The sequence below is a fragment of the Sporosarcina sp. NCCP-2222 genome, from assembly GCF_023168145.1.
Lineage (GTDB): Bacteria > Bacillota > Bacilli > Bacillales_A > Planococcaceae > Sporosarcina.
Genome location: NZ_BQYK01000001.1, coordinates 502,847 through 521,148 on the forward strand (window position 1 = coordinate 502,847; position 18,302 = coordinate 521,148).

Annotated in this window: 17 protein-coding genes; 3 read left to right on the forward strand and 14 right to left on the reverse strand. The window is 45.0% G+C overall.

Features of this window, described 5'->3' with window-relative positions; all coding sequences use genetic code 11:
- Positions 1-47: 47 nt before the first annotated feature.
- The 6 genes from pfkA to NCCP2222_RS02710 form a co-directional block, all read right to left on the reverse strand.
- A complete protein-coding gene (pfkA, locus tag NCCP2222_RS02685; protein ID WP_248509358.1) occupies positions 48-1,010 on the reverse strand; it encodes a 6-phosphofructokinase in 963 nt (320 codons plus the stop codon).
- A 67-nt stretch (positions 1,011-1,077) separates the two neighbouring features.
- Entirely contained in the window at positions 1,078-2,031 is a 954-nt protein-coding gene (locus tag NCCP2222_RS02690) for an acetyl-CoA carboxylase carboxyltransferase subunit alpha (RefSeq protein WP_248509360.1), read from the reverse strand.
- Entirely contained in the window at positions 2,024-2,893 is an 870-nt protein-coding gene (accD, locus tag NCCP2222_RS02695; RefSeq protein ID WP_248509362.1) for an acetyl-CoA carboxylase, carboxyltransferase subunit beta, read from the reverse strand. Before accD ends, NCCP2222_RS02690 begins: the two co-directional genes overlap by 8 nt.
- Positions 2,890-3,537, reverse strand: a complete 648-nt coding sequence (locus tag NCCP2222_RS02700) for a FadR/GntR family transcriptional regulator (RefSeq protein WP_248509364.1) — start codon at positions 3,535-3,537, stop codon at positions 2,890-2,892. Before NCCP2222_RS02700 ends, accD begins: the two co-directional genes overlap by 4 nt.
- A 197-nt stretch (positions 3,538-3,734) precedes the next feature.
- Positions 3,735-6,821: a DNA polymerase III subunit alpha gene (locus NCCP2222_RS02705; protein ID WP_248509365.1), complete on the reverse strand. Its 3,087-nt coding sequence runs from the start codon at positions 6,819-6,821 to the stop codon at positions 3,735-3,737.
- A gap of 9 nt (positions 6,822-6,830) precedes the next feature.
- A complete protein-coding gene (locus NCCP2222_RS02710) occupies positions 6,831-7,772 on the reverse strand; it encodes a DHH family phosphoesterase (RefSeq protein WP_248509367.1) in 942 nt (313 codons plus the stop codon).
- Positions 7,773-7,863: 91 nt separating this feature from the next.
- Between NCCP2222_RS02710 and NCCP2222_RS02715 the strand changes: the two genes are divergently transcribed.
- Positions 7,864-8,184, forward strand: a complete 321-nt coding sequence (locus tag NCCP2222_RS02715) for a YtpI family protein (protein ID WP_248509369.1) — start codon at positions 7,864-7,866, stop codon at positions 8,182-8,184.
- Positions 8,185-8,207: 23 nt separating this feature from the next.
- On the opposite strand, the gene NCCP2222_RS02720 is transcribed toward NCCP2222_RS02715, so the two are convergent.
- Positions 8,208-9,515: a DRTGG domain-containing protein gene (locus NCCP2222_RS02720; RefSeq protein ID WP_248509371.1), complete on the reverse strand. Its 1,308-nt coding sequence runs from the start codon at positions 9,513-9,515 to the stop codon at positions 8,208-8,210.
- Positions 9,516-9,664: 149 nt separating this feature from the next.
- Positions 9,665-10,345 carry a metal-dependent hydrolase gene (locus tag NCCP2222_RS02725; protein WP_248509372.1) on the reverse strand — a complete coding sequence of 227 codons (681 nt, stop codon included), beginning with the start codon at positions 10,343-10,345 and terminating at the stop codon, positions 9,665-9,667.
- A 125-nt stretch (positions 10,346-10,470) separates the two neighbouring features.
- Between NCCP2222_RS02725 and NCCP2222_RS02730 the strand changes: the two genes are divergently transcribed.
- A complete protein-coding gene (locus NCCP2222_RS02730) occupies positions 10,471-11,568 on the forward strand; it encodes a M24 family metallopeptidase (protein ID WP_248509374.1) in 1,098 nt (365 codons plus the stop codon).
- 308 nt (positions 11,569-11,876) lie between these two features.
- On the opposite strand, the gene ald is transcribed toward NCCP2222_RS02730, so the two are convergent.
- Entirely contained in the window at positions 11,877-12,995 is a 1,119-nt protein-coding gene (gene ald, locus NCCP2222_RS02735) for an alanine dehydrogenase (RefSeq protein ID WP_248509375.1), read from the reverse strand.
- 362 nt (positions 12,996-13,357) lie between these two features.
- On the opposite strand from ald, the gene NCCP2222_RS02740 reads away from it, so the two are divergent.
- A complete protein-coding gene (locus NCCP2222_RS02740) occupies positions 13,358-13,810 on the forward strand; it encodes a universal stress protein (protein ID WP_248509376.1) in 453 nt (150 codons plus the stop codon).
- Positions 13,811-13,875: 65 nt separating this feature from the next.
- Here NCCP2222_RS02740 and NCCP2222_RS02745 read toward each other — a convergent pair whose 3' ends face one another.
- Genes NCCP2222_RS02745 through sppA form a run of 5 tightly spaced genes read right to left on the reverse strand, consistent with a single transcriptional unit; the run spans position 13,876 to position 18,201 of the window.
- Entirely contained in the window at positions 13,876-15,072 is a 1,197-nt protein-coding gene (locus tag NCCP2222_RS02745) for an acetate kinase (protein ID WP_248509379.1), read from the reverse strand.
- 18 nt (positions 15,073-15,090) lie between these two features.
- Positions 15,091-16,008 (reverse strand): class I SAM-dependent methyltransferase, encoded by a 918-nt coding sequence (locus NCCP2222_RS02750; RefSeq protein WP_248509380.1) that lies wholly within the window; start codon positions 16,006-16,008, stop codon positions 15,091-15,093.
- 48 nt (positions 16,009-16,056) lie between these two features.
- Positions 16,057-16,560 (reverse strand): thiol peroxidase, encoded by a 504-nt coding sequence (gene tpx / locus NCCP2222_RS02755; RefSeq protein WP_248509382.1) that lies wholly within the window; start codon positions 16,558-16,560, stop codon positions 16,057-16,059.
- Positions 16,561-16,596: 36 nt separating this feature from the next.
- Entirely contained in the window at positions 16,597-17,187 is a 591-nt protein-coding gene (locus tag NCCP2222_RS02760) for an RDD family protein (RefSeq protein WP_248509384.1), read from the reverse strand.
- Between the two features lie 12 nt (positions 17,188-17,199).
- The gene (gene sppA, locus NCCP2222_RS02765) at positions 17,200-18,201 is read right to left on the reverse strand and encodes a signal peptide peptidase SppA (RefSeq protein WP_248509386.1); all 1,002 of its coding nucleotides are present in this window, start codon (positions 18,199-18,201) and stop codon (positions 17,200-17,202) included.
- Positions 18,202-18,302 lie beyond the last annotated feature (101 nt).

The window sequence follows — 18,302 nt, forward strand, 5'->3', positions numbered from 1 at the left end:
TTACTACGCCCTTTCGCTTTTAGTCCGTCGTTACGGGCAACATGCCATTAGATGGATAACTGTTTGGAGAGTTTGTATAGCTCCATATCCAATGCATGATCTTCTTCCGCAAATACTTCATTCAAATCATAGTCTACCACCATCTGATTTTGCATTCCAATCGCAACTCCGCCGCGGCCGTCTTTCAACAACTCAACCGCCCGCGCTCCAAATTGGCTCGCAATAACACGATCTCTTGCTGTTGGAGAACCGCCTCGCTGAATATGGCCAAGAACGGAAACCCGCGTCTCGATATTCGCTTCTTTTTTCAACAGATCTGCCAGCTCATTGCCGGACATTACGCCTTCCGCGACGATAATGATACTGTGCTTCTTACCACGCCCCGTACCGCTTTGCAGCCTGTCTACGATATCCGCCAAGTCATATCGCTCTTCAGGAATTAATATCGTTTCCGCACCCCCGGCAAGACCCGCCCATAGAGCCAAATCCCCAGCGTCCCTGCCCATCACTTCAATAATAAATGTTCTTTCATGAGATGAGGCCGTATCCCGAATCTTATCGATTGCATCTATGACTGTATTTAAAGCGGAATCAAATCCAATAGTGAAATCCGTCCCGTTAATATCATTGTCAATTGTAGCTGGAACGCATACACAAGGGAGACCGAGCCGCATTAATTCTCTCGCCCCACGGAACGAACCGTCCCCGCCTATGACAACGAGCCCTTCAATGCCATGTTCTTTCACATGCCGCATCGCTTTCAAGCGGCCCTCTTCGGTCATAAATTCAGGAGAACGTGCTGAACGCAGCATCGTACCGCCACGTTGTATAATATCACCAACAGACCCGAGCTGCAGCAGTTCAATTTTTCCTTCTATCAAGCCTTGGTACCCATTAAAGACGCCGGCGACCTCCATTTCCTCAAAAATCGCTTTCCGAACAACCGCACGGACAGCCGCATTCATCCCTGGTGCATCTCCACCGCTCGTCAAAACGGCTATATTCTTCATCGGACACACTCCCTTTTATGTATCATAAATAAAAACGAAAAGATGCGGAGAGGATCCGCATCCACGCTTATTCAGTAAATACCCCGACATTTCTATATTTCTCATAGCGATCCTGGATTAAACTATCCCCATCCATTCCTTTGAAGGCAGACAATGATTTCTCAATGGCTTCCTTAATAAAAACAGATTGAGCTTTTGGATCCCTGTGAGCTCCGCCCATCACTTCAGGTACAATGCCGTCAATAATCCCCATTTCCTTCAAATGCGGCGCTGTAATTTTCATCGCTTCCGCCATCTGCTTTGCCAATGAGGAATCACGCCAGAGAATGGATGCAGCGCCTTCTGGAGAAATAACCGAGCACCATGAATTCTCCAGCATCAATAAATGATTTGCGACACCAATTGCCAAGGCACCGCCGCTTGCCCCTTCCCCGATGACTATGGAGATCACAGGCACTTTCAATCCAGCCATCTCAATCAGGTTGCGTGCGATCGCTTCACTTTGGCCACGTTCTTCCGCGGCTTTGCCGGGGTATGCCCCTTTTGTATCAATTAAGCAAATGATAGGCCGGTTAAATTTCTCCGCCTGCTTCATCAATCGAAGAGCTTTTCGATAGCCCTCTGGATGCGGCATACCGAAATTTCGTTTGACGTTCTCCTTCGTATCCCGTCCACGCTGCTCCCCAATCACTGTTATCGGCATGTCTCCGAAAAATGCAATGCCACCAACAATCGCTGCGTCATCACCAAATACCCGGTCACCATGCAGTTCGATGAAGTCATCGAAGATTTCATTTATATAATCAAGAGAAGTTGGTCGCTGTGGATGCCTCGCCACTTGCACACGGTCCCACGGCTCCATGTTTTCATAGATATCCTTCTCCAAATTTTTCAGACGGATCTTCAGCTTTTCAATTTCATCGGATAGATCTACCTCGGAAGAGTTGGTGAACTCCTCCAGCTCTTTGATCTTTTCCTGCAGTTTAATAATAGGCTCTTCAAATGCCAACGTCTTACTCATGAGAATACACCTCTTTCGAATGAAGTCGCACGATTTTGGATAGTGTCTCTTTCATGCTTCCACGGTGAACCACCGCATCCAGCTGCCCATGAGTCAATTGGAATTCTGCTGTTTGGAAATCACTAGGAAGTTTCTCTCTAACCGTTTGCTCAATGACCCGTCTGCCCGCAAAACCGATTAACGCCTTCGGTTCCGCCAGGTTGATATCCCCTACTGAAGCGAAACTCGCTGAGACCCCACCAGTCGTAGGATACGTCATGACGGAAATGAACAATAAATTCCGGTCAGCATGACGCTTCAAGGCAACGCTTGTTTTTGCCATTTGCATCAATGAAAGAATGCCTTCCTGCATACGTGCTCCGCCGCTCGCGGAGAATATAATGACAGGCAATCCTAGTTCAGTCGCTTTTTCGACAACGCGTGTAATCTTCTCTCCGACAACCGAACCCATCGAACCCATGCGGAAATGGGCATCCATGATCGCAACAGCCACTTCGTTGCCGTTCATTTTTCCAATGCCTGTTAAAACAGCTTCATTCAAACCTGTTTGTTCAGCATCCGATTTTACTTTCTCTGTATACGAAGGGAAATTCAATGGATTCTCTGTCTTTAGGTGATCATCCATGGAAACAAATGTCCCTTCATCAAATAAGCAATCGACCCGCTCCCAAGCCGTCATTTTAAAATGATGATCACATTTGGGACAGACTTTTGCTGTTTTCATCAAATCTTTAGTTAAAATGATTTCTTTGCATTCCGGACACTTTGTCATGAGTCCTTCCGGCACATCATTTTTAGCATCCTTCGATGGGATTGTAATAGATTGCTTCTTCTTGCTCTTCGTAAATAGATCGCGTATCATTCCATTCTCTCCCCTTCAATTCGTTCAATCCATTGTCGATAGGCTGGCAGCGCACAGTCCTCATTGCCTTCCATCAGATGGATGAGAAAGGGCCCAACCAGTTGGCTTTCTTCCTTCGATATCACAACATCCAATGGAATTTTGCTGTATTGTTTCAATAAAAACCAGATTTTTAACGACAGTCGATTCTCCGTTGCTACAATCATTTCACGAATAAGATCTTCTCGGCGAACGGCGCCTTCCGTTTGCAGTTTCACGAGGAACCCTTCCCATACCGGCAACTGGCGCAAAGCCGGCTCTTCACAGATGACGGCCACTGCCGCCTCCTCGTGAATCATTCTGGTACGGTTCACATCCATTTGAGAATTCGGCTGCTGCATGATGAATGTGGAAAGAACTTCGACCAACTGATGTTTTTTAAAGTCAGCTAGAAAAGTCCCTTCCCCTCTCCGGGTTTCAATTAAACCAAGCAATTCAAGGCTGCGCAACGCTTCTCGGACGGACGATCTTCCCACTTGGAGAGTCTCCGCCAGAACCCGCTCGGACGGGAGTTTCCCTCCGGCCTTGATGCCTTCTTTTTTAATTAATAAACGAAGCTCGCCTACTATCTCAAGGAACATTTTCGTTTGTTTAGGATTTTGCATTCGAAAACCCCTTCGGTTTATCAATGATGATAAAGTGGTCTGACCACTACTATTCACTAGGATACAGAAATTAGGCTTATTCGTAAAGGGATAAAGGAAAAAATGAGAGAAGATCAATGCAAAGACACGGCTCGCAGCAATAAAAAAAGAGGCAGCAAAGGGTTACCCCTCTGCACCTGCCTCTCGAATCATACCACTTATATTTTTTTTACGGATTGAACGAGGATTTGCGGCTGGCCGTTCCGGTGTTCGACTGTACCTTCCAGCTGCAGCATGGACAATTCCTCGAAAAACTTGCTGTAGGCGGCATAAGGTTTAGGAAAGCAGGTACAAGATATTTCTCCAGTTTCATCCTGCAATTTTAAGAAAGCCATAGCTTCCCCTTTTTTTGTCCTGATCCGTTTCACTTCAATCAGCAGGCCGGCAATGAGTACATGGCCTTTCTCTGTTACTTCGACAACAGAGCCAATATCAGCTACACGGCTTCCGATCGTTTTTTTCATTTCCACAGCTGGATGTTCGGACAGATAGAATCCGAGCACTTCCCTTTCACTTTCCAGTTGCATCATCATCGGCATCGTTCCAGCTGGGGTATATTTAGGATTCGCAATCGAGAAGATGACATCTTGCAGCAAATCGTCCCCTTCAGGGCTGACAAACACCGCATGATTTTTTGCCGCTTCAATCGATGCCAGCAACACCGACCTGTTTTGTCCAAACTCATCCAAAGCACCTGCTTGTATTAATGGCCGAATGGATTTTTCTTGAAACGAGGAACCGCCGATCGACGCAGCCATGTCAAACAGGGACTTCCATTTCCCCGCCGTGCTTCTCGCTTTGCGCAGAGCATCGTAAAAGGTCGGTGTTACGCCTTTAATGGCTCCGAGACCAATTCTGACCGAACCATTTTCCACCGTATGCATATATTTGCTTTTCAAGACAGAAGGAGGAAGTATCGATATGCCATGATTTTTCATTTCCCTTATAAGCTCCATTGTCTTGTCCTGGTTCCCTGTTGCCATCGACAGAAGAGCGGCATAGAAATAGGCGGTTTGATTCGCCTTTAAATAGGCAAGCTGATACGAAATCAAAGAGTATGCGACAGCATGGCTCTTCGGAAAGCCGTAGTCTGCAAATTTAACGATCAAGTCATATATTTGGGCAGCTGCCTGTTCCGGCACCCGATTAGAAGCGGCGCTTTTCACGAAGTGCATTCGCTCCTGTTGCAGTATCTCTCTCTTTTTCTTACTGATCGCCCTTCTAAGCAAATCAGCTTCAGCCATGGAGAACCCCGCGACCCGGACGGCAATTTGCATAATCTGTTCTTGATAGACAATAATACCGTATGTTTCTCGCAAAACAGGTTCTAGTAAAGGATGGATATAGTTTACTTGTTCCATTCCTTTTTTACGCCTGCTGTATGAAGGGATATTCTCCATCGGTCCGGGACGATATAAGGCGTTGATGGCATACAAATCCTCAAAACGAGTGGGAGCAATGAGCCTTAGTGCATCCCGCATGCCGCCTGATTCGAATTGAAAGACGCCTGTCATATCGCCTTTCCGAAACAGCTCAAATGTTTTTTCGTCTGTCAGGGGAATGGCGCCAAAATCGATTCTCTTTCCCGTGTCATATTCGATCATCGAACGGATTCGATCCATCAACGTTAAATTCCGCAACCCGAGGAAATCCATTTTCAGCAGTCCTTGTTCTTCTACATCGCCCATCGCCCACTGAGTTAAATAAATGCCTTCCCCTCCGTTTTGAACCGGAACCGTCTCGACTAGCGGGGTCGGTGACAGGACGACTCCGGCAGCATGGGTCGAAGCATTGCGTGGAAGCCCCTCAAGTGAAATGGCGGCAGCGAGCCACTTCTCGCGAGTACTATCGATGGCAAGCCATTTCTGTAAAGCGGTAGATTTAGAAACGATATCTGGTAATCTTCTCCCTTGCCCGTCTTGGATTTCTCTCGATAGAAATGCCATTTCTTCATTGGAAAAATCAAAAACCCGCGCCACATTCCGAGCGACGGATTTGGCAGAAAGCGTTCCAAAAGTAATGATTTGTGCCACATGATGCTTCCCATATTTCCGGGCAACATAGTCAATTACTTCTGATCGGCGATGATCCGCGAAATCAATGTCGATGTCCGGCATAGTCACCCGGCCCGGATTTAAAAACCGTTCAAAAATGAGTCCATATTTTATGGGATCCACATCCGTAATTCCTAAGGAAAATGCCACCAATGAGCCCGCGGAAGATCCACGCCCGGGTCCAGTCAAGATGCCTTCCTCTTTTGCAAAGCGCATGAAATCCTCGACAATGAGAAAATAATCCGCAAATCCCATGTCAGCAATAACTTCCACTTCATAGCTCAGACGATCAACATATTCTTGAACGGGATTCCCTACACGTTCTCTTAGACCAACCGTACACCTCTTCACCAGCAAGGTTTTAGCCGTTTCTCCTTCAGGTACAGGAAAGACCGGCATCATCGGACGACTTGGCGGCAGTTCAGCATTACAGGACAGCAAAAGTTCAGCTGTCGCATCAAGCCAATCCAACCGGTCTGCAAACCATTTCTGCCATTCTTCCTCTTCCGGCATATAGGCGGATTCATGCATAAACTTCGGTCTCATTGGATCATTCAATTTATAGCCTGAGCGGATGGCTTGTGCTACTTCGAAGGAAAAACGATCCTCCTTCTGGATGAAGCGGGCTTCATGGCTAGCGCAGATCGGAAGGCCCATTTCCTGAGCCAGCTCCACGAGTTCCTCTTCAGCCGGATGCCGGATGCCAGCCGGCCTGCTGACACCGACAAATACACTTGACGGGGAGCACGCCTCCCGTACTGCCTGCAAATTACTCTGGAACTTCTCTCCGTCCCATGATCGATCTGTCGCAGGGCATACAACAATACATCCATTGCTATAAGCATGCAGCCATTTTAACGGCAATGACTCCTCATCCCTTGTGGAGACGGCACTGCTGATTTTCAATAAATTTCTGTACCCCGCATCATCCTTGGCATAAATATAAAGCAGGACTTGGTCTCCGTCGGATAATTCAAGTTGAATCGACAATCCCAGAACAGGATGGATTCCATTCTCTTTTATCATCTTATATATGGAGCGGATTCCATACAATTTAGAATTCACAATCCCTACTGAGACGGCACCTCTTTCCTTAAGGTACGGGACAAGATCCGGTAGTTTAATGATGCCCCGTAATAAATCGGAGCCTGTGATGAGTTGAGGATAGACGAGCGCCATGTAAAATCCCATCCCCCTCCATTAGTTACTTGCACATAATGCCTTAAGCTTTTCTATTACTTCGCCAGCTTCCTTCCAAGAGTATACAGAAGCCCCAGATGCAAGTGGATGGCCTCCCCCTCCATATTCGGCTGCCAGGGCATTGATGACTGGTCCCTTCGAACGCAAGCGGACACGGATTTGATCATCCTCTTCCACAAAGATGACCCAGGCACAAATTCCTTTGACATTTCCCAGGGAGCCGACGAGCTGGGACGATTCAGAAACGGACACATCAAATCTCTCTAAAATCTCTTTTGTAATTTTTAGATAAGCCATGCCGTTTTCGTCGATCGTGAAATTCTGGTACATATAGCCTTGTAAATGTAGAATCGAGCGCTTCACTTCATACATGTCTGCAAATAATTTTGTCCGGTCAAAATCAAAAGTGATCAATTGGCTCGCCACTTCAAATGTCCGGTTCGTTGCGCTCGGGAAAATAAATCTACCTGTATCACCTACAATACCTGCAAACAACAAACGGGCCGCCTCATCAGACATATGCCAGTTGAACGCTTCCTCTCCCTCCTGGTACAGTTCATAGATCATCTCAGAAGTGGAACTTGCAGCAGTATCCACCCATCGCAAATCTCCATATGGATCTACGTCTGGATGATGATCTATTTTTAACAGAAAGGCGCCATTCTTGTAATAGTCTGCATCGATCCGTTCTGTATTGCCTGTATCCGTAATAATAACAAGAGCCCCTTCGTAATCACTCTCATTTACTTCATCTTGTTTAGCCAAATAGGTGAGCAGTTCATCATGCGTACCTGCTGCAAACACTTTCTTCTTCGGGTAGTTGGCTTCTATCAGCTTTTTCAAACCAACTTGCGAGCCGTATGCATCCGGATCTGGCCGAACATGGCGGTGGATGATGATCGTATCGTAATTTTCAATTGTGTCAATGATTTGTCGTTTCAAATCGGGTTCCTCCCAAATCGGTAATTTCTGTTCGCATTCCCTTTTGAAAGCCGCTACAATAGAAGAAGGTCTTTACTGGAGGGCTTTTAATATGAAAACATTAAATTTCTTTCTCGTCTTCTTCATCGTGGCATCCGGGGTTTTCTATTTTTATTTTAAAACCCGGCAATTCCGTACAAGCCATGTATTTCCCATACGTAAGAAAATGTTTGCCAGCAAAGCGGGTTCATTCCTGGGCAGTTTGCTTTTCTTTTTCGGGGTAAATCAAATGTTGCTGTTCCAAGGTACAATTACGTATGTCGTAGCCGCGATATTTATCCTTTTCGGCCTGTACGTTTTCATTTTCAACTTGAAGGCAACAAATCATTACAAACGTTTCGTTGAAGAAGAGACGAGATTAAACGAGAACTGATGCCATCCTGGGCATCAGTTTTTTCATCGTTCAAACAACTGGTACATGATCATAGCCTTAGCTATCAATTCACCATCAGACACTAAATCAAAATCGACTTTTACAAACCGTCTGCTCATATGTAAAATCCTAGGTTTCACAATGACCGTGCTGCCGAGCTGGACATGTTTGATAAAGTAGACCGTCATATTTTCCGGCAAGCTTTCGCCACGTTTTTTCATTTTGATAGCCCGGTTTCCGACTTCCGTCAGCAACGTCGTCAAAGCACCGTAAGATAGGGAGCCAAACTGGTTTGTCATTTGAGGTGCAACAACAAACTCAATAGATTGCGGATCATCAGCAACCGTTTTCATCTGGTTTTTGACGATATCATCTATTTTTTCACCTTGCTGCGGCTGACGCTGCGTCATTTGGAATGCCTTTAATACATCTTGCCGGCTTATAATGCCTTCCAGCAAACCAGAGTCGCTGACAACGGGCATGAGCTCAATTCCTTCCCAAATCATGCTATGGCCCGCCGACGCAACACTCGTTTTTCCTGTCACGGTTATCGGATGGGTCGTCATCACCTTATCAATTAACTCATCTTCCGATTTCCCGACAGCATCGCGGGAAGTTACAATCCCAACCACTTTTCTGTTGTTATCAATGACAGGATACCCGGAATGAGTTGTCGACCTATTCACATCATTGAAAAGTCCGACCGTATCTTTAGGAGAGAATGTGATTGTTTCTGACCCTGGTGTTAAAATATCCTCAACAAGCAGGATTTCTTTTTCGATCAGCTGATCATAAATGGCTCTGTTCAACATCGTCGCCACCGTGAAACTGTCATAACTGGAAGATATAATTGGCAAATTCAATTCATCAGCTAGTTTTTTCGCATCGTCCGCAGCATCAAATCCTCCGGTTACAAGGACTGCAGCCCCCGCCCTCAAAGCAAGTTCGTGTGCCCTTTGCCTGTTACCGACAATCAGCAAACTGCCTGCATCAATATACCGTCTCATATCCTCCAGCTGCATCGCGCCAATGACAAACTTCGTCAACGTTTTATGCAAACCGCCTCTGCCACCCAGCACGACGCCGTCGACGATATTGACCACTTCGGCGAATGTAAGTCTTTCAATGTTCTCCTTCTTTTTCTTCTCGATACGGATCGTGCCGACACGTTCGATCGTATTGACCAGTTTTTGGTTTTCTGCTTCTTTGATTGCCCGGTAAGCAGTCCCTTCGCTGACCGACAGCGCTTTTGCCACTTGCCTTACAGATATTTTTTCTCCGACAGCAAGCCCTTCAATATATCGAAGTATCAATTCGTGTTTTGTCGACATCTTTTCACCTTTTTCTTCTAAGTGCATATAGCCATTTTATCACATCCCGAAAGGAATAGCGCATAGGACAACATCTCGTTTACCTTCATTCCGGCAGCCTGTCGCCATTAAAATGGCACGGTCCCAAAAACTGGACCGTGCCGGACTACTTATAATTGGATGGTGTCTCCTGCTTCCATCACTTTCACATCATGGGATTCAACCAGATTTCTAAAGTCCATCGGATCCTGCTGAATAGGAGGGAACGTATTAAAGTGAATCGGCACCGTTAATTTTGGATTCAACAATTTGACAGCTTCTGCGGCATCGGACGGCCCCATTGTGAAATTATCGCCGATCGGTAGGAATGCGACATCAATATCATTCATCCTTCCGATCAATTCCATATCTCCGAACAGAGAGGTATCTCCTGCGTGGTAAATGGTCTTGCCTTCTGCGTAAAACAAAATTCCAGTTGGCATTCCTGTATAAATGATCTCGTTGTTCTCCGTCGTATAAGAAGAGCTATGGAATGCTTTCGTAAATTTTACCGTACCAAAATCAAATTCCTTAGCGCCGCCTATATTCATGCCATGTGTATTCAGACCTTGCCATCCTAAGTAAACAGCCAATTCATTTGGTGCGACAATTAAAGCTCCACATCTCTTTGCAATTTCCATAGTATCGCCTACATGATCATTATGTCCATGTGTTAACAAAATGACATCCGGACTTTCCTTTTCGGGATCCAAATCCGTGAGCCCGTTACCGGTCAAAAATGGATCTATCAAAATCGTCTTCCCGTTTGTCTCAATTTTGACGACTGAATGGCCATGATATGAAATTTTCATGCTGCAATCCCTCCATGTATTGTTTTTTAATTTGTCTTGCTGTATGCCCCACCCTTTTCTTTGTTCTTTATATAACATGAAAACCCTCTTTTTTGTTAAGATATACTTGATAAGGAGGAATTACCGTGCAAAAAGTAAAACAAATCCAGCAGTATTTACAACAAAACCAGATAGACGCAGCATTTATTACAACTCCGGATAATGTATTCTATCTTTCCGGATTCCATAGTAATCCGCATGAGCGGCTATTAGGTGTAATGGTGTTTAAAGAGGCGGAGCCTTTTATTATCTGCCCATTGATGGAAGTGCCTGATGTGAAGGCAGCCGGCTGGTCCTTTGAAGCTGTCGGCCATGCGGACACGGATGATGCATGGGAGTTGGTCGAAAACGCAGCCAAGGCCCGTGGCGTTAAACTTTCCACCATCGCGATTGAAAAATCGCACCTCACAGTGGAGCGTATGGAACGTATGGAGAAAATCTTCCATGGCGCCAATCTTGTACGTATCGATGAGCAGCTGAACAATATGCGCAACATCAAAGATGAATCAGAGCTGGACAAACTGCGCAAAGCGGCAGAACTTGCCGATTATGCAGTAGAAGTCGGCTGCCGAGAAATCGCAGAAGGCAAATCGGAGCTTGAAATTCTAATGGCCATCGAATTCGAAATGAAGAAAAAAGGTGCCGAGAAAATGGCATTTGATACGATGGTGCTTTCCGGGCCAAAAACAGCATCACCTCACGGCAACCCTGGAGAACGAAAAATCCAAAAAGGCGATTTCATTCTGTTCGACCTTGGCGTTGTGTATAAAGGATATTGTTCAGATATTACGCGCACGGTCGCATTCGGTGAACCAGATGAAGAAAAACGCAAAATCTACGAAACGGTCAAAAAAGCCGAACAGGCTGCAATTGACCTCGTTCGCCCCGGCGTTAAAGCACGCGATTTAGACAAAGCAGCTCGCGACGTTATTACAGAGGCGGGATACGGCGAATTCTTCACGCACCGTCTCGGCCATGGACTCGGTATTTCCGTCCATGAGTTTCCATCCATCACAGGAACGAATGAACTCGAATTGCAAGAAGGCATGGTTTTCACAATCGAGCCTGGCATTTACAACTCTGAAATTACGGGTGTACGGATTGAGGATGATGTAGTCGTAACTTCTGACGGTGTTGAAGTATTGACCAAATTCCCGAAAGAACTAAAAATTATTCAGCCATGATCATATTGAACAGGCGGAGAAAACTAGTGGTTTTCTCCACCTGTTTTTTGTTTGTCGGTAATGCTAGAAGATGCTCTAAGCACATAGTATTCTTTAAATAGAACTTGGCTAGTTGATTTACAATAATGAAAGGGCAATTAATAACTATCAGTATGATTGATCACTTCCGGGAACTGACCGTTCTCCTCTGCAAATGAACGATAAAAACAGATAATATCGGGAGCCTCCCTCGTATAATTAATTTACATAAAAAAAGACTGTCCCGGAGTATCAGTTATCTCTGATTTTCCTCCGGACAGCCATTTAAATTATTTATTCAAAAGCGTTTCAGGCGCAACATACTCCAAGCCTTGTGCATCCGCAACTGCTTTATATGTGACATGTCCTTCTAGCGTGTTGATGCCTTTTTGAAGTGCAGGATTGTCTAAGCAAGCTTGCTTATACCCTTTATTTGCAATTTGAAGTGCATAAGGAACTGTTACATTCGTAAGCGCCATCGTAGACGTACGTGGAACTGCTCCTGGCATGTTCGCTACTGCATAGTGAACGACACCGTGTTTTTCATAAGTTGGGTTATCGTGTGTTGTTACACGATCAGATGTTTCAAAAATGCCGCCTTGGTCAATCGCGATATCAACGAGGACAGAGCCCGGTTTCATGGATTTAACCATTTCTTCGGAGACAAGTTTCGGCGCTTTTGCACCTGGGATTAGTACACAACCGATAACTAGATCGGAATCTTGTACTGATTCTGCAATATTGAATGGGTTGGAAACAAGTGTTTGAATGTCGTTACCGAACATTTCATCCAATTGGCGAAGACGTTCTACAGACAAGTCGAGCACAGTAACTTGAGCACCCATACCGACTGCGATTTTCGCTGCATTCGTACCTGCTTGTCCGCCGCCGATAACTGTTACTTTTCCTCGGGAAACCCCTGGTACGCCGGAAAGAAGGATCCCTTTTCCGCCTTGAATTTTTTCGAGGTATTGCGCTCCGATTTGTGTCGCCATACGGCCAGCAACTTCACTCATCGGTGCCAGAAGTGGCAATGAGTTGTTTGGAAGCTGAACTGTTTCGTAAGCGATTCCAACAACTTTGTTGTCAAGCAGCGCTTTTGTCAATTCCAACTCAGGCGCCAAGTGCAAGTATGTGAAGAGGATGAGCCCTTCACGGAAGTACCCATATTCGGAAGCCAATGGCTCTTTTACTTTCATAACCATGTCCGCAGCCCATGCTTCTTCTGCTGACGAGACAATTTTCGCACCAGCTTCAATATAATCCTCATCAGTGAAGCTGGAACCAAGACCCGCTCCTGTTTCAATTAATACTTCATGTCCAGCGGAACTCAGGTTAAAAGCGCCAGCCGGTGTCATAGCAACCCGGTTTTCGTTGTTTTTAACCTCTTTAGGAACACCAATTCGCATCACAATTCCTCCTAGTTAGAAAAAATATCGGCGGTCAAACCGTAAGGATACAATTGACCAATTCGTATTCAATCTTATCAGATACGAATAAGTTTTGCTTCTTTTTTATCATAACCGGAATATTCATACAAATATATTGCGAAATCGATGAATTTTTTAATTTAGAAAGTCAAATCGGAGGACTGGGACGAGAAGTCTTTTAGTGATCTGAAAACAGGGTAAAGAATAATAGAGGAGAGTAGAAATGTTACGATTTTTGTCGAATTTCAATGCGTATTTCAAGAAAATCGTGAAGGGTTTTACGAGACTTCCATAGAAGAGTAACATTGTAGAGAAATTAGAAAAAGGATGGAGTGAGCAGTATGGTAATGCAATACAAACAAATTATCGTAGCAGTTGACGGATCGAAGGAATCGGAATGGGCGTTCAAGAAAGCAGTAGCCATTACAGAACGTAACTCGGCAACACTAAATTTGGTGAACATCATTGATACTCGTTCCTACGCGGCAGTCGAAGCGTATGACCGGTCTATTGCTGAACGGGCTCAAACATTTGCGGAGGAATTATTGAACGGCTACAAAGCGGAAGCAGAAAAAGCAGGACTGCAAAACGTTAATATTTATGTAGAATACGGTTCTCCAAAAACAATGATCACACGCGACCTGTCATCCAAGTTGAGCGCAGATCTCATTATTTGTGGCGCTACTGGTTTGAACAAAGTTGAAAGATTCCTAATCGGAAGCGTATCGGAAAATATCGTCCGCTCCGCAAAATGCGATGTACTTGTTGTCCGTACTCCAGAAGAAGAACTATAAGTAATATGAAAATCTAAAAAGGAGCCGTTCGGCAAGTCCATTGACTTGCTGAAACGGCTCCTTTGTTAATGGACAGATAAACCAGCTGTCTCCATCGTTTCCCGTGCAATCATAATTTCTTCGTTCGTCGGGATGACAAGCACTTTAACCGGAGAATATGGAAAATTAATATGTACCTCTTTCCCCGTTATTTCATTTAAGTCCGGATCAAAATAAACTCCCATGAATTCCAAGCCTTGCAGGACTTTCTCACGAACAATTGGACTGTTTTCACCGATCCCCGCCGTAAAGATGATGGCATCTACGCCCCCCATTCTGGCAGCGTACGAACCGATATACTTATGAATCCGGTCCGTAAAGACATCTAGGGCGAGCTGGGCACGATGATCTCCTTCAGCCGCCTTCATGCCAATATCACGGAGATCACTCGAAAATCCGGAGAGTGCCAGCATACCGGATTGATTGTTCAATACACTGATCACTTGTTCAGCAGATTTACCCGTTTGTTCCATAATATACGGGATCAAGGCAGGATCAATGTTGCCTGACCGTGTCCCCATCGTAACGCCCGCCAATGGAGTAAATCCCATCGAGGTATCCAACGATTTTCCGCCTTTTACTGCAGCAATACTTGCTCCATTGCCTAGATGGCAAGAAATGAATCTTGTGTCCGCCAAAGGCCGATTCAAAAGCTTTGCCGCCCGTTCCGTTACATATTGATGGCTTGTTCCGTGAAAACCATATTTTCGGATGCCATAGTTTTTATAGTATTCGTAAGGCAGCGGATACAAATAGGAACTTTCGGGCATGGTCTGATGAAATGCCGTGTCAAAGACAGCGACTGCCGGAACAGCAGGCAACGCCTTTTTGAATTCCACAATGCCGACAATGTTTGCCGGGTTATGTAACGGGGCGAACTTCGACAGCTTATCGATTTCGCGAATCACTTGTTCATCAATGACGACTGATTCAGCGAATTGCTCCCCTCCATGAACAACACGATGGCCGATTCCGTCAATTTCGTCATACGAAGCAACGATCCCCTTGCTAATAATGGACTCTAACAGCATTCGGACCGCTTCCGCATGCGAGTTGATTTCTACCTTTTCATATATATCGACCTGTTCTGACTGCATGACAAAAATGGATTGAGGCAACCCGATCCTTTCAAACCGGCCTTTTACAACGACCTGTTCTTCAGGCATTTGCAATAGTTGATATTTCAATGAAGAGCTTCCCGCATTAACAGCCATCAACAACATCTACAAAACCCCTTCTCGTTACATTTCCTCGATCCAGTTGTCTATCTTACGGAAAAATTGGGACATTAATCCTTTATCCATCATATCAGGCACTTTAGCCAACAGTACATCAGGCGCACTTTTTGCAGCCAAATTTTCTAATGGTTTTTGGAGAATCAAAATGAATTTTGCATGTGCTACATTTTTAAACAAAGAATCCGGCAGTTGAATTATCGCACGGATGAGTGCATGCCGTTTCAAGTACTTTTGCAGCAATTCTGCCTGGTCGGATTCAAAAAGATTAACCGTTGTTATAAAGAGGCCGAAACCACCCGGCTTCAAATGGTTCATCGACTGTTCAATGAAAAGATGGTGGGAGTAAGCATGTCCTTCTGCCGGCATCATTTCAAAATTGAGTGCATTATCATCGTCCGGATAATAGCCGACCGGCAAATCACTGATCACAAAATCAACCGGATCGACAAGCAACGGCCGCAATCCATCCTGCACATAGAAGCGTACCGGCTGTTCCAATAATTCAGCCGAGACAGCTGCCAGACGGACGAGCAAGTCATCGATTTCTACAGCTGAAGCGTTAGCAGTTTCCTCCATGGCATTCATGACTGTATAAAGAAGATTGCCAGTGCCTGCTGCTGGATCCAGCAATGTGACATCCTTTTTCGTCTGAACAAGTTTGCTTGCCATATAGCCGACTAAGATACCAATTGCATCTGGCGTCATTTGATGATGTGGCTGTGAATTCTCCTTCATTCCTTTTAAAATCGCGAGTTGCAGTCCTCTCCTGATTTCCTCCTTCGTCACATCGTTTTTGATATTTGGAGTTTCGGTCCCCGATAGCCAGGATTCGCAGGCAGAAATAATACCGTCCAAATAATTGCCTTGCTCTTTGCCTGCTTTTTCGTCAATGAATGTAAAAATGGTTTCAGTATTTGTCATATTCAATCCCTCTATTTGAAAACCCACCCGTTTCCGAGTGGGTCTCTATTATTCCGATAAATTTTTTACCGCTTCCAGCGCTTTATCATAATCTGGATGGTTCGTCACTTCGCTCACGTATTCCACATATTGAACCGTATCCTCTTTGTCGATAACGAAGATGGAACGAGCAAGAAGGCGAAGTTCATTTATAGCCACTCCATACGCTTCCCCGAATGAAAGATCACGATGGTCGGATAGGAGTTTAAGATTCTCGATTCCTGCATTCGCCTTCCATCTTGCCTGTGCAAACGGAAGATCGACTGAGATCGTCATCACTTCGATGTCATCTCCAAAGGAATTCGCTTCATCATTGAATTTTTTCGTCTGCTCAGAACAAACGCCTGTATCAATAGATGGAACCACACTGATCAATCTGATCTTTCCCTTGGAGCTTGCAAGCGTGACAGGTTGCAGATCATTAGATAAAACTGTAAATTCAGGAGCCTTGTCCCCTACTGTCACTTCTTTACCGAGCAGCGTTACAGGATTATTTTTAAATGTAACTTTCATTGTCAAGACGCCTCCTTCTCAATTTCCTTCATTCTACTAAACATGCGGAGCGTCTTGCAACTGTTCCCCCTCGTCCACTTGCCGTTTTACCATAACTGTCTTCTTTTCAAAAGAGTGCTCATGGATGACAGCAGTGTCTGCAAACAAATCATGCAACGCTTCCTTCTTCGGCATGAATATAGCTAGCAAATACGGGATGAGTAATGTTTTGGAGATGAACCGCCCGATAACTTCCCGAAATAGAATGGTGCCCCATGTCAATGGCTCCTCATTCTTTTGAATAACCCGTATGCCCAAAATCATCTTTCCGGCAGTCTGGCCCAGCAATTTTGTCATGAGGGCAAAATACGTTAAAAACAAAAGCAGCAGGACTATTTTATACGGGCTGAAGAGGAGAAAATCCGGATTTGATATTTCAAATCCTGCCACCCTGAAAATCGGTTTGACTACGATGCCACTTATGGATGAAACGATGATCAAATCGATGATATATGCCCAGAACCTCATCCAGAAACCTGCGTATTTGGGCAGAAACTGTTCCGTTCTGACCATTTCATAACGCGGTGCCTTGTGTTGATCCATACCTGCAGCTGAGGATGGAATCAGTTCATTGTTATGTTCCGTCATCCTGATCCCTCCTTATTTCTCACCATATAAGTACATCATTTGTGGTGCATCATAGTCGGATAATAATTTGCCGATCAGTTCCGTCTCTACATTGCGACCAAACAAGCCATCCAACTTCACTCCAAACAGCGAACCAAAACTGTCTGATGAGGCGTACTCAAATACGGATGCATCTTCCAGGCCGAAATCTTCTTTCATTGCTACAATGGCATCGCCCGGTTTTCCTGCTTCATCCGCAAGACCCGCCTCGATCGCTTGACGGCCATTCATAATTCGTCCGTCAGCCACTTTTTTCACATCCTCGACTGACATATGACGGCCATCCGCTACGATATCAACGAATCGCTCATAGGAATCGTTGATCATTTCTTGTAGCATATTGCGTTCTTCTTCGGTCATTTCTCTGGAGCCGCTCATGATATCCTTATACGGTCCTGTTTTAATCGTGTTGAAATCAATTCCGTATTTCTCTGCCAGCTTCGCATAATTGACACTTTCCATAATGACACCGATCGAACCTGTTATGGTCTCGGGATGGACAAAAATTTTCTCAGCAGGCGCCGAGACGTAATATCCTCCCGAAGCTGCCATGCCGCCCATTGCAACATAGAATGGAATCTCTCTGTCCGTCTGGATGGACCGGATCGCATCGTAGATATCGGAGGATTCCATGACACCTCCGCCAGGGGAATTGACAACCAGAACAACTCCTTTTACCGTTGGATCTTCATAGATCGAATCGAGCTGGCTCATGAAAAACTGATGATCGTAACCGGCATCGCTAAAAAGAGAGCTCGGTACATCCTGAATAACGCCATCAAGAGACAAGACAGCAATCCTTTCGCTTCCTCTACCTTGTTCAATTACATTCTCTGTAAGCATTGAAGGATCGTTAATACTGTCCCAAAACGAAGTGAAATCCCTCGTAAATATGTACGATAACGAATTAACGCCAATTGATACCACAAGTAATGCTGCCGCTGCAATTATCGCAATCCATCTTTTGCTGTTCATAATAGCAACCCCTTTCCTTTCATTCATTAATCTTATACGATAGTAACGATAAAACGTTTCATTCTTACCTCAATTGCCGTCAAATTATTTGAGAGGAGGCT

What these genes read in the sequence shown, in the direction of transcription:
- pfkA (WP_248509358.1), bottom strand. Translation starts at nt 1,010, where the DNA reads ATGAAGAATATAGCCGTTTTGACGAGCGGTGGAGATGCACCAGGGATG.
- NCCP2222_RS02690 (WP_248509360.1), bottom strand. Translation starts at nt 2,031, where the DNA reads ATGAGTAAGACGTTGGCATTTGAAGAGCCTATTATTAAACTGCAGGAA.
- accD (WP_248509362.1), bottom strand. Translation starts at nt 2,893, where the DNA reads ATGATACGCGATCTATTTACGAAGAGCAAGAAGAAGCAATCTATTACA.
- NCCP2222_RS02700 (WP_248509364.1), bottom strand. Translation starts at nt 3,537, where the DNA reads ATGCAAAATCCTAAACAAACGAAAATGTTCCTTGAGATAGTAGGCGAG.
- NCCP2222_RS02705 (WP_248509365.1), bottom strand. Translation starts at nt 6,821, where the DNA reads ATGGGATTTTACATGGCGCTCGTCTATCCTCAACTCATCACAGGCTCC.
- NCCP2222_RS02715 (WP_248509369.1), top strand. Translation starts at nt 7,864, where the DNA reads ATGAAAACATTAAATTTCTTTCTCGTCTTCTTCATCGTGGCATCCGGG.
- NCCP2222_RS02720 (WP_248509371.1), bottom strand. Translation starts at nt 9,515, where the DNA reads ATGTCGACAAAACACGAATTGATACTTCGATATATTGAAGGGCTTGCT.
- NCCP2222_RS02725 (WP_248509372.1), bottom strand. Translation starts at nt 10,345, where the DNA reads ATGAAAATTTCATATCATGGCCATTCAGTCGTCAAAATTGAGACAAAC.
- ald (WP_248509375.1), bottom strand. Translation starts at nt 12,995, where the DNA reads ATGCGAATTGGTGTTCCTAAAGAGGTTAAAAACAACGAAAACCGGGTT.
- NCCP2222_RS02740 (WP_248509376.1), top strand. Translation starts at nt 13,358, where the DNA reads ATGGTAATGCAATACAAACAAATTATCGTAGCAGTTGACGGATCGAAG.
- NCCP2222_RS02745 (WP_248509379.1), bottom strand. Translation starts at nt 15,072, where the DNA reads ATGTTGTTGATGGCTGTTAATGCGGGAAGCTCTTCATTGAAATATCAA.
- NCCP2222_RS02750 (WP_248509380.1), bottom strand. Translation starts at nt 16,008, where the DNA reads ATGACAAATACTGAAACCATTTTTACATTCATTGACGAAAAAGCAGGC.
- tpx (WP_248509382.1), bottom strand. Translation starts at nt 16,560, where the DNA reads ATGAAAGTTACATTTAAAAATAATCCTGTAACGCTGCTCGGTAAAGAA.
- NCCP2222_RS02760 (WP_248509384.1), bottom strand. Translation starts at nt 17,187, where the DNA reads ATGACGGAACATAACAATGAACTGATTCCATCCTCAGCTGCAGGTATG.
- sppA (WP_248509386.1), bottom strand. Translation starts at nt 18,201, where the DNA reads ATGAACAGCAAAAGATGGATTGCGATAATTGCAGCGGCAGCATTACTT.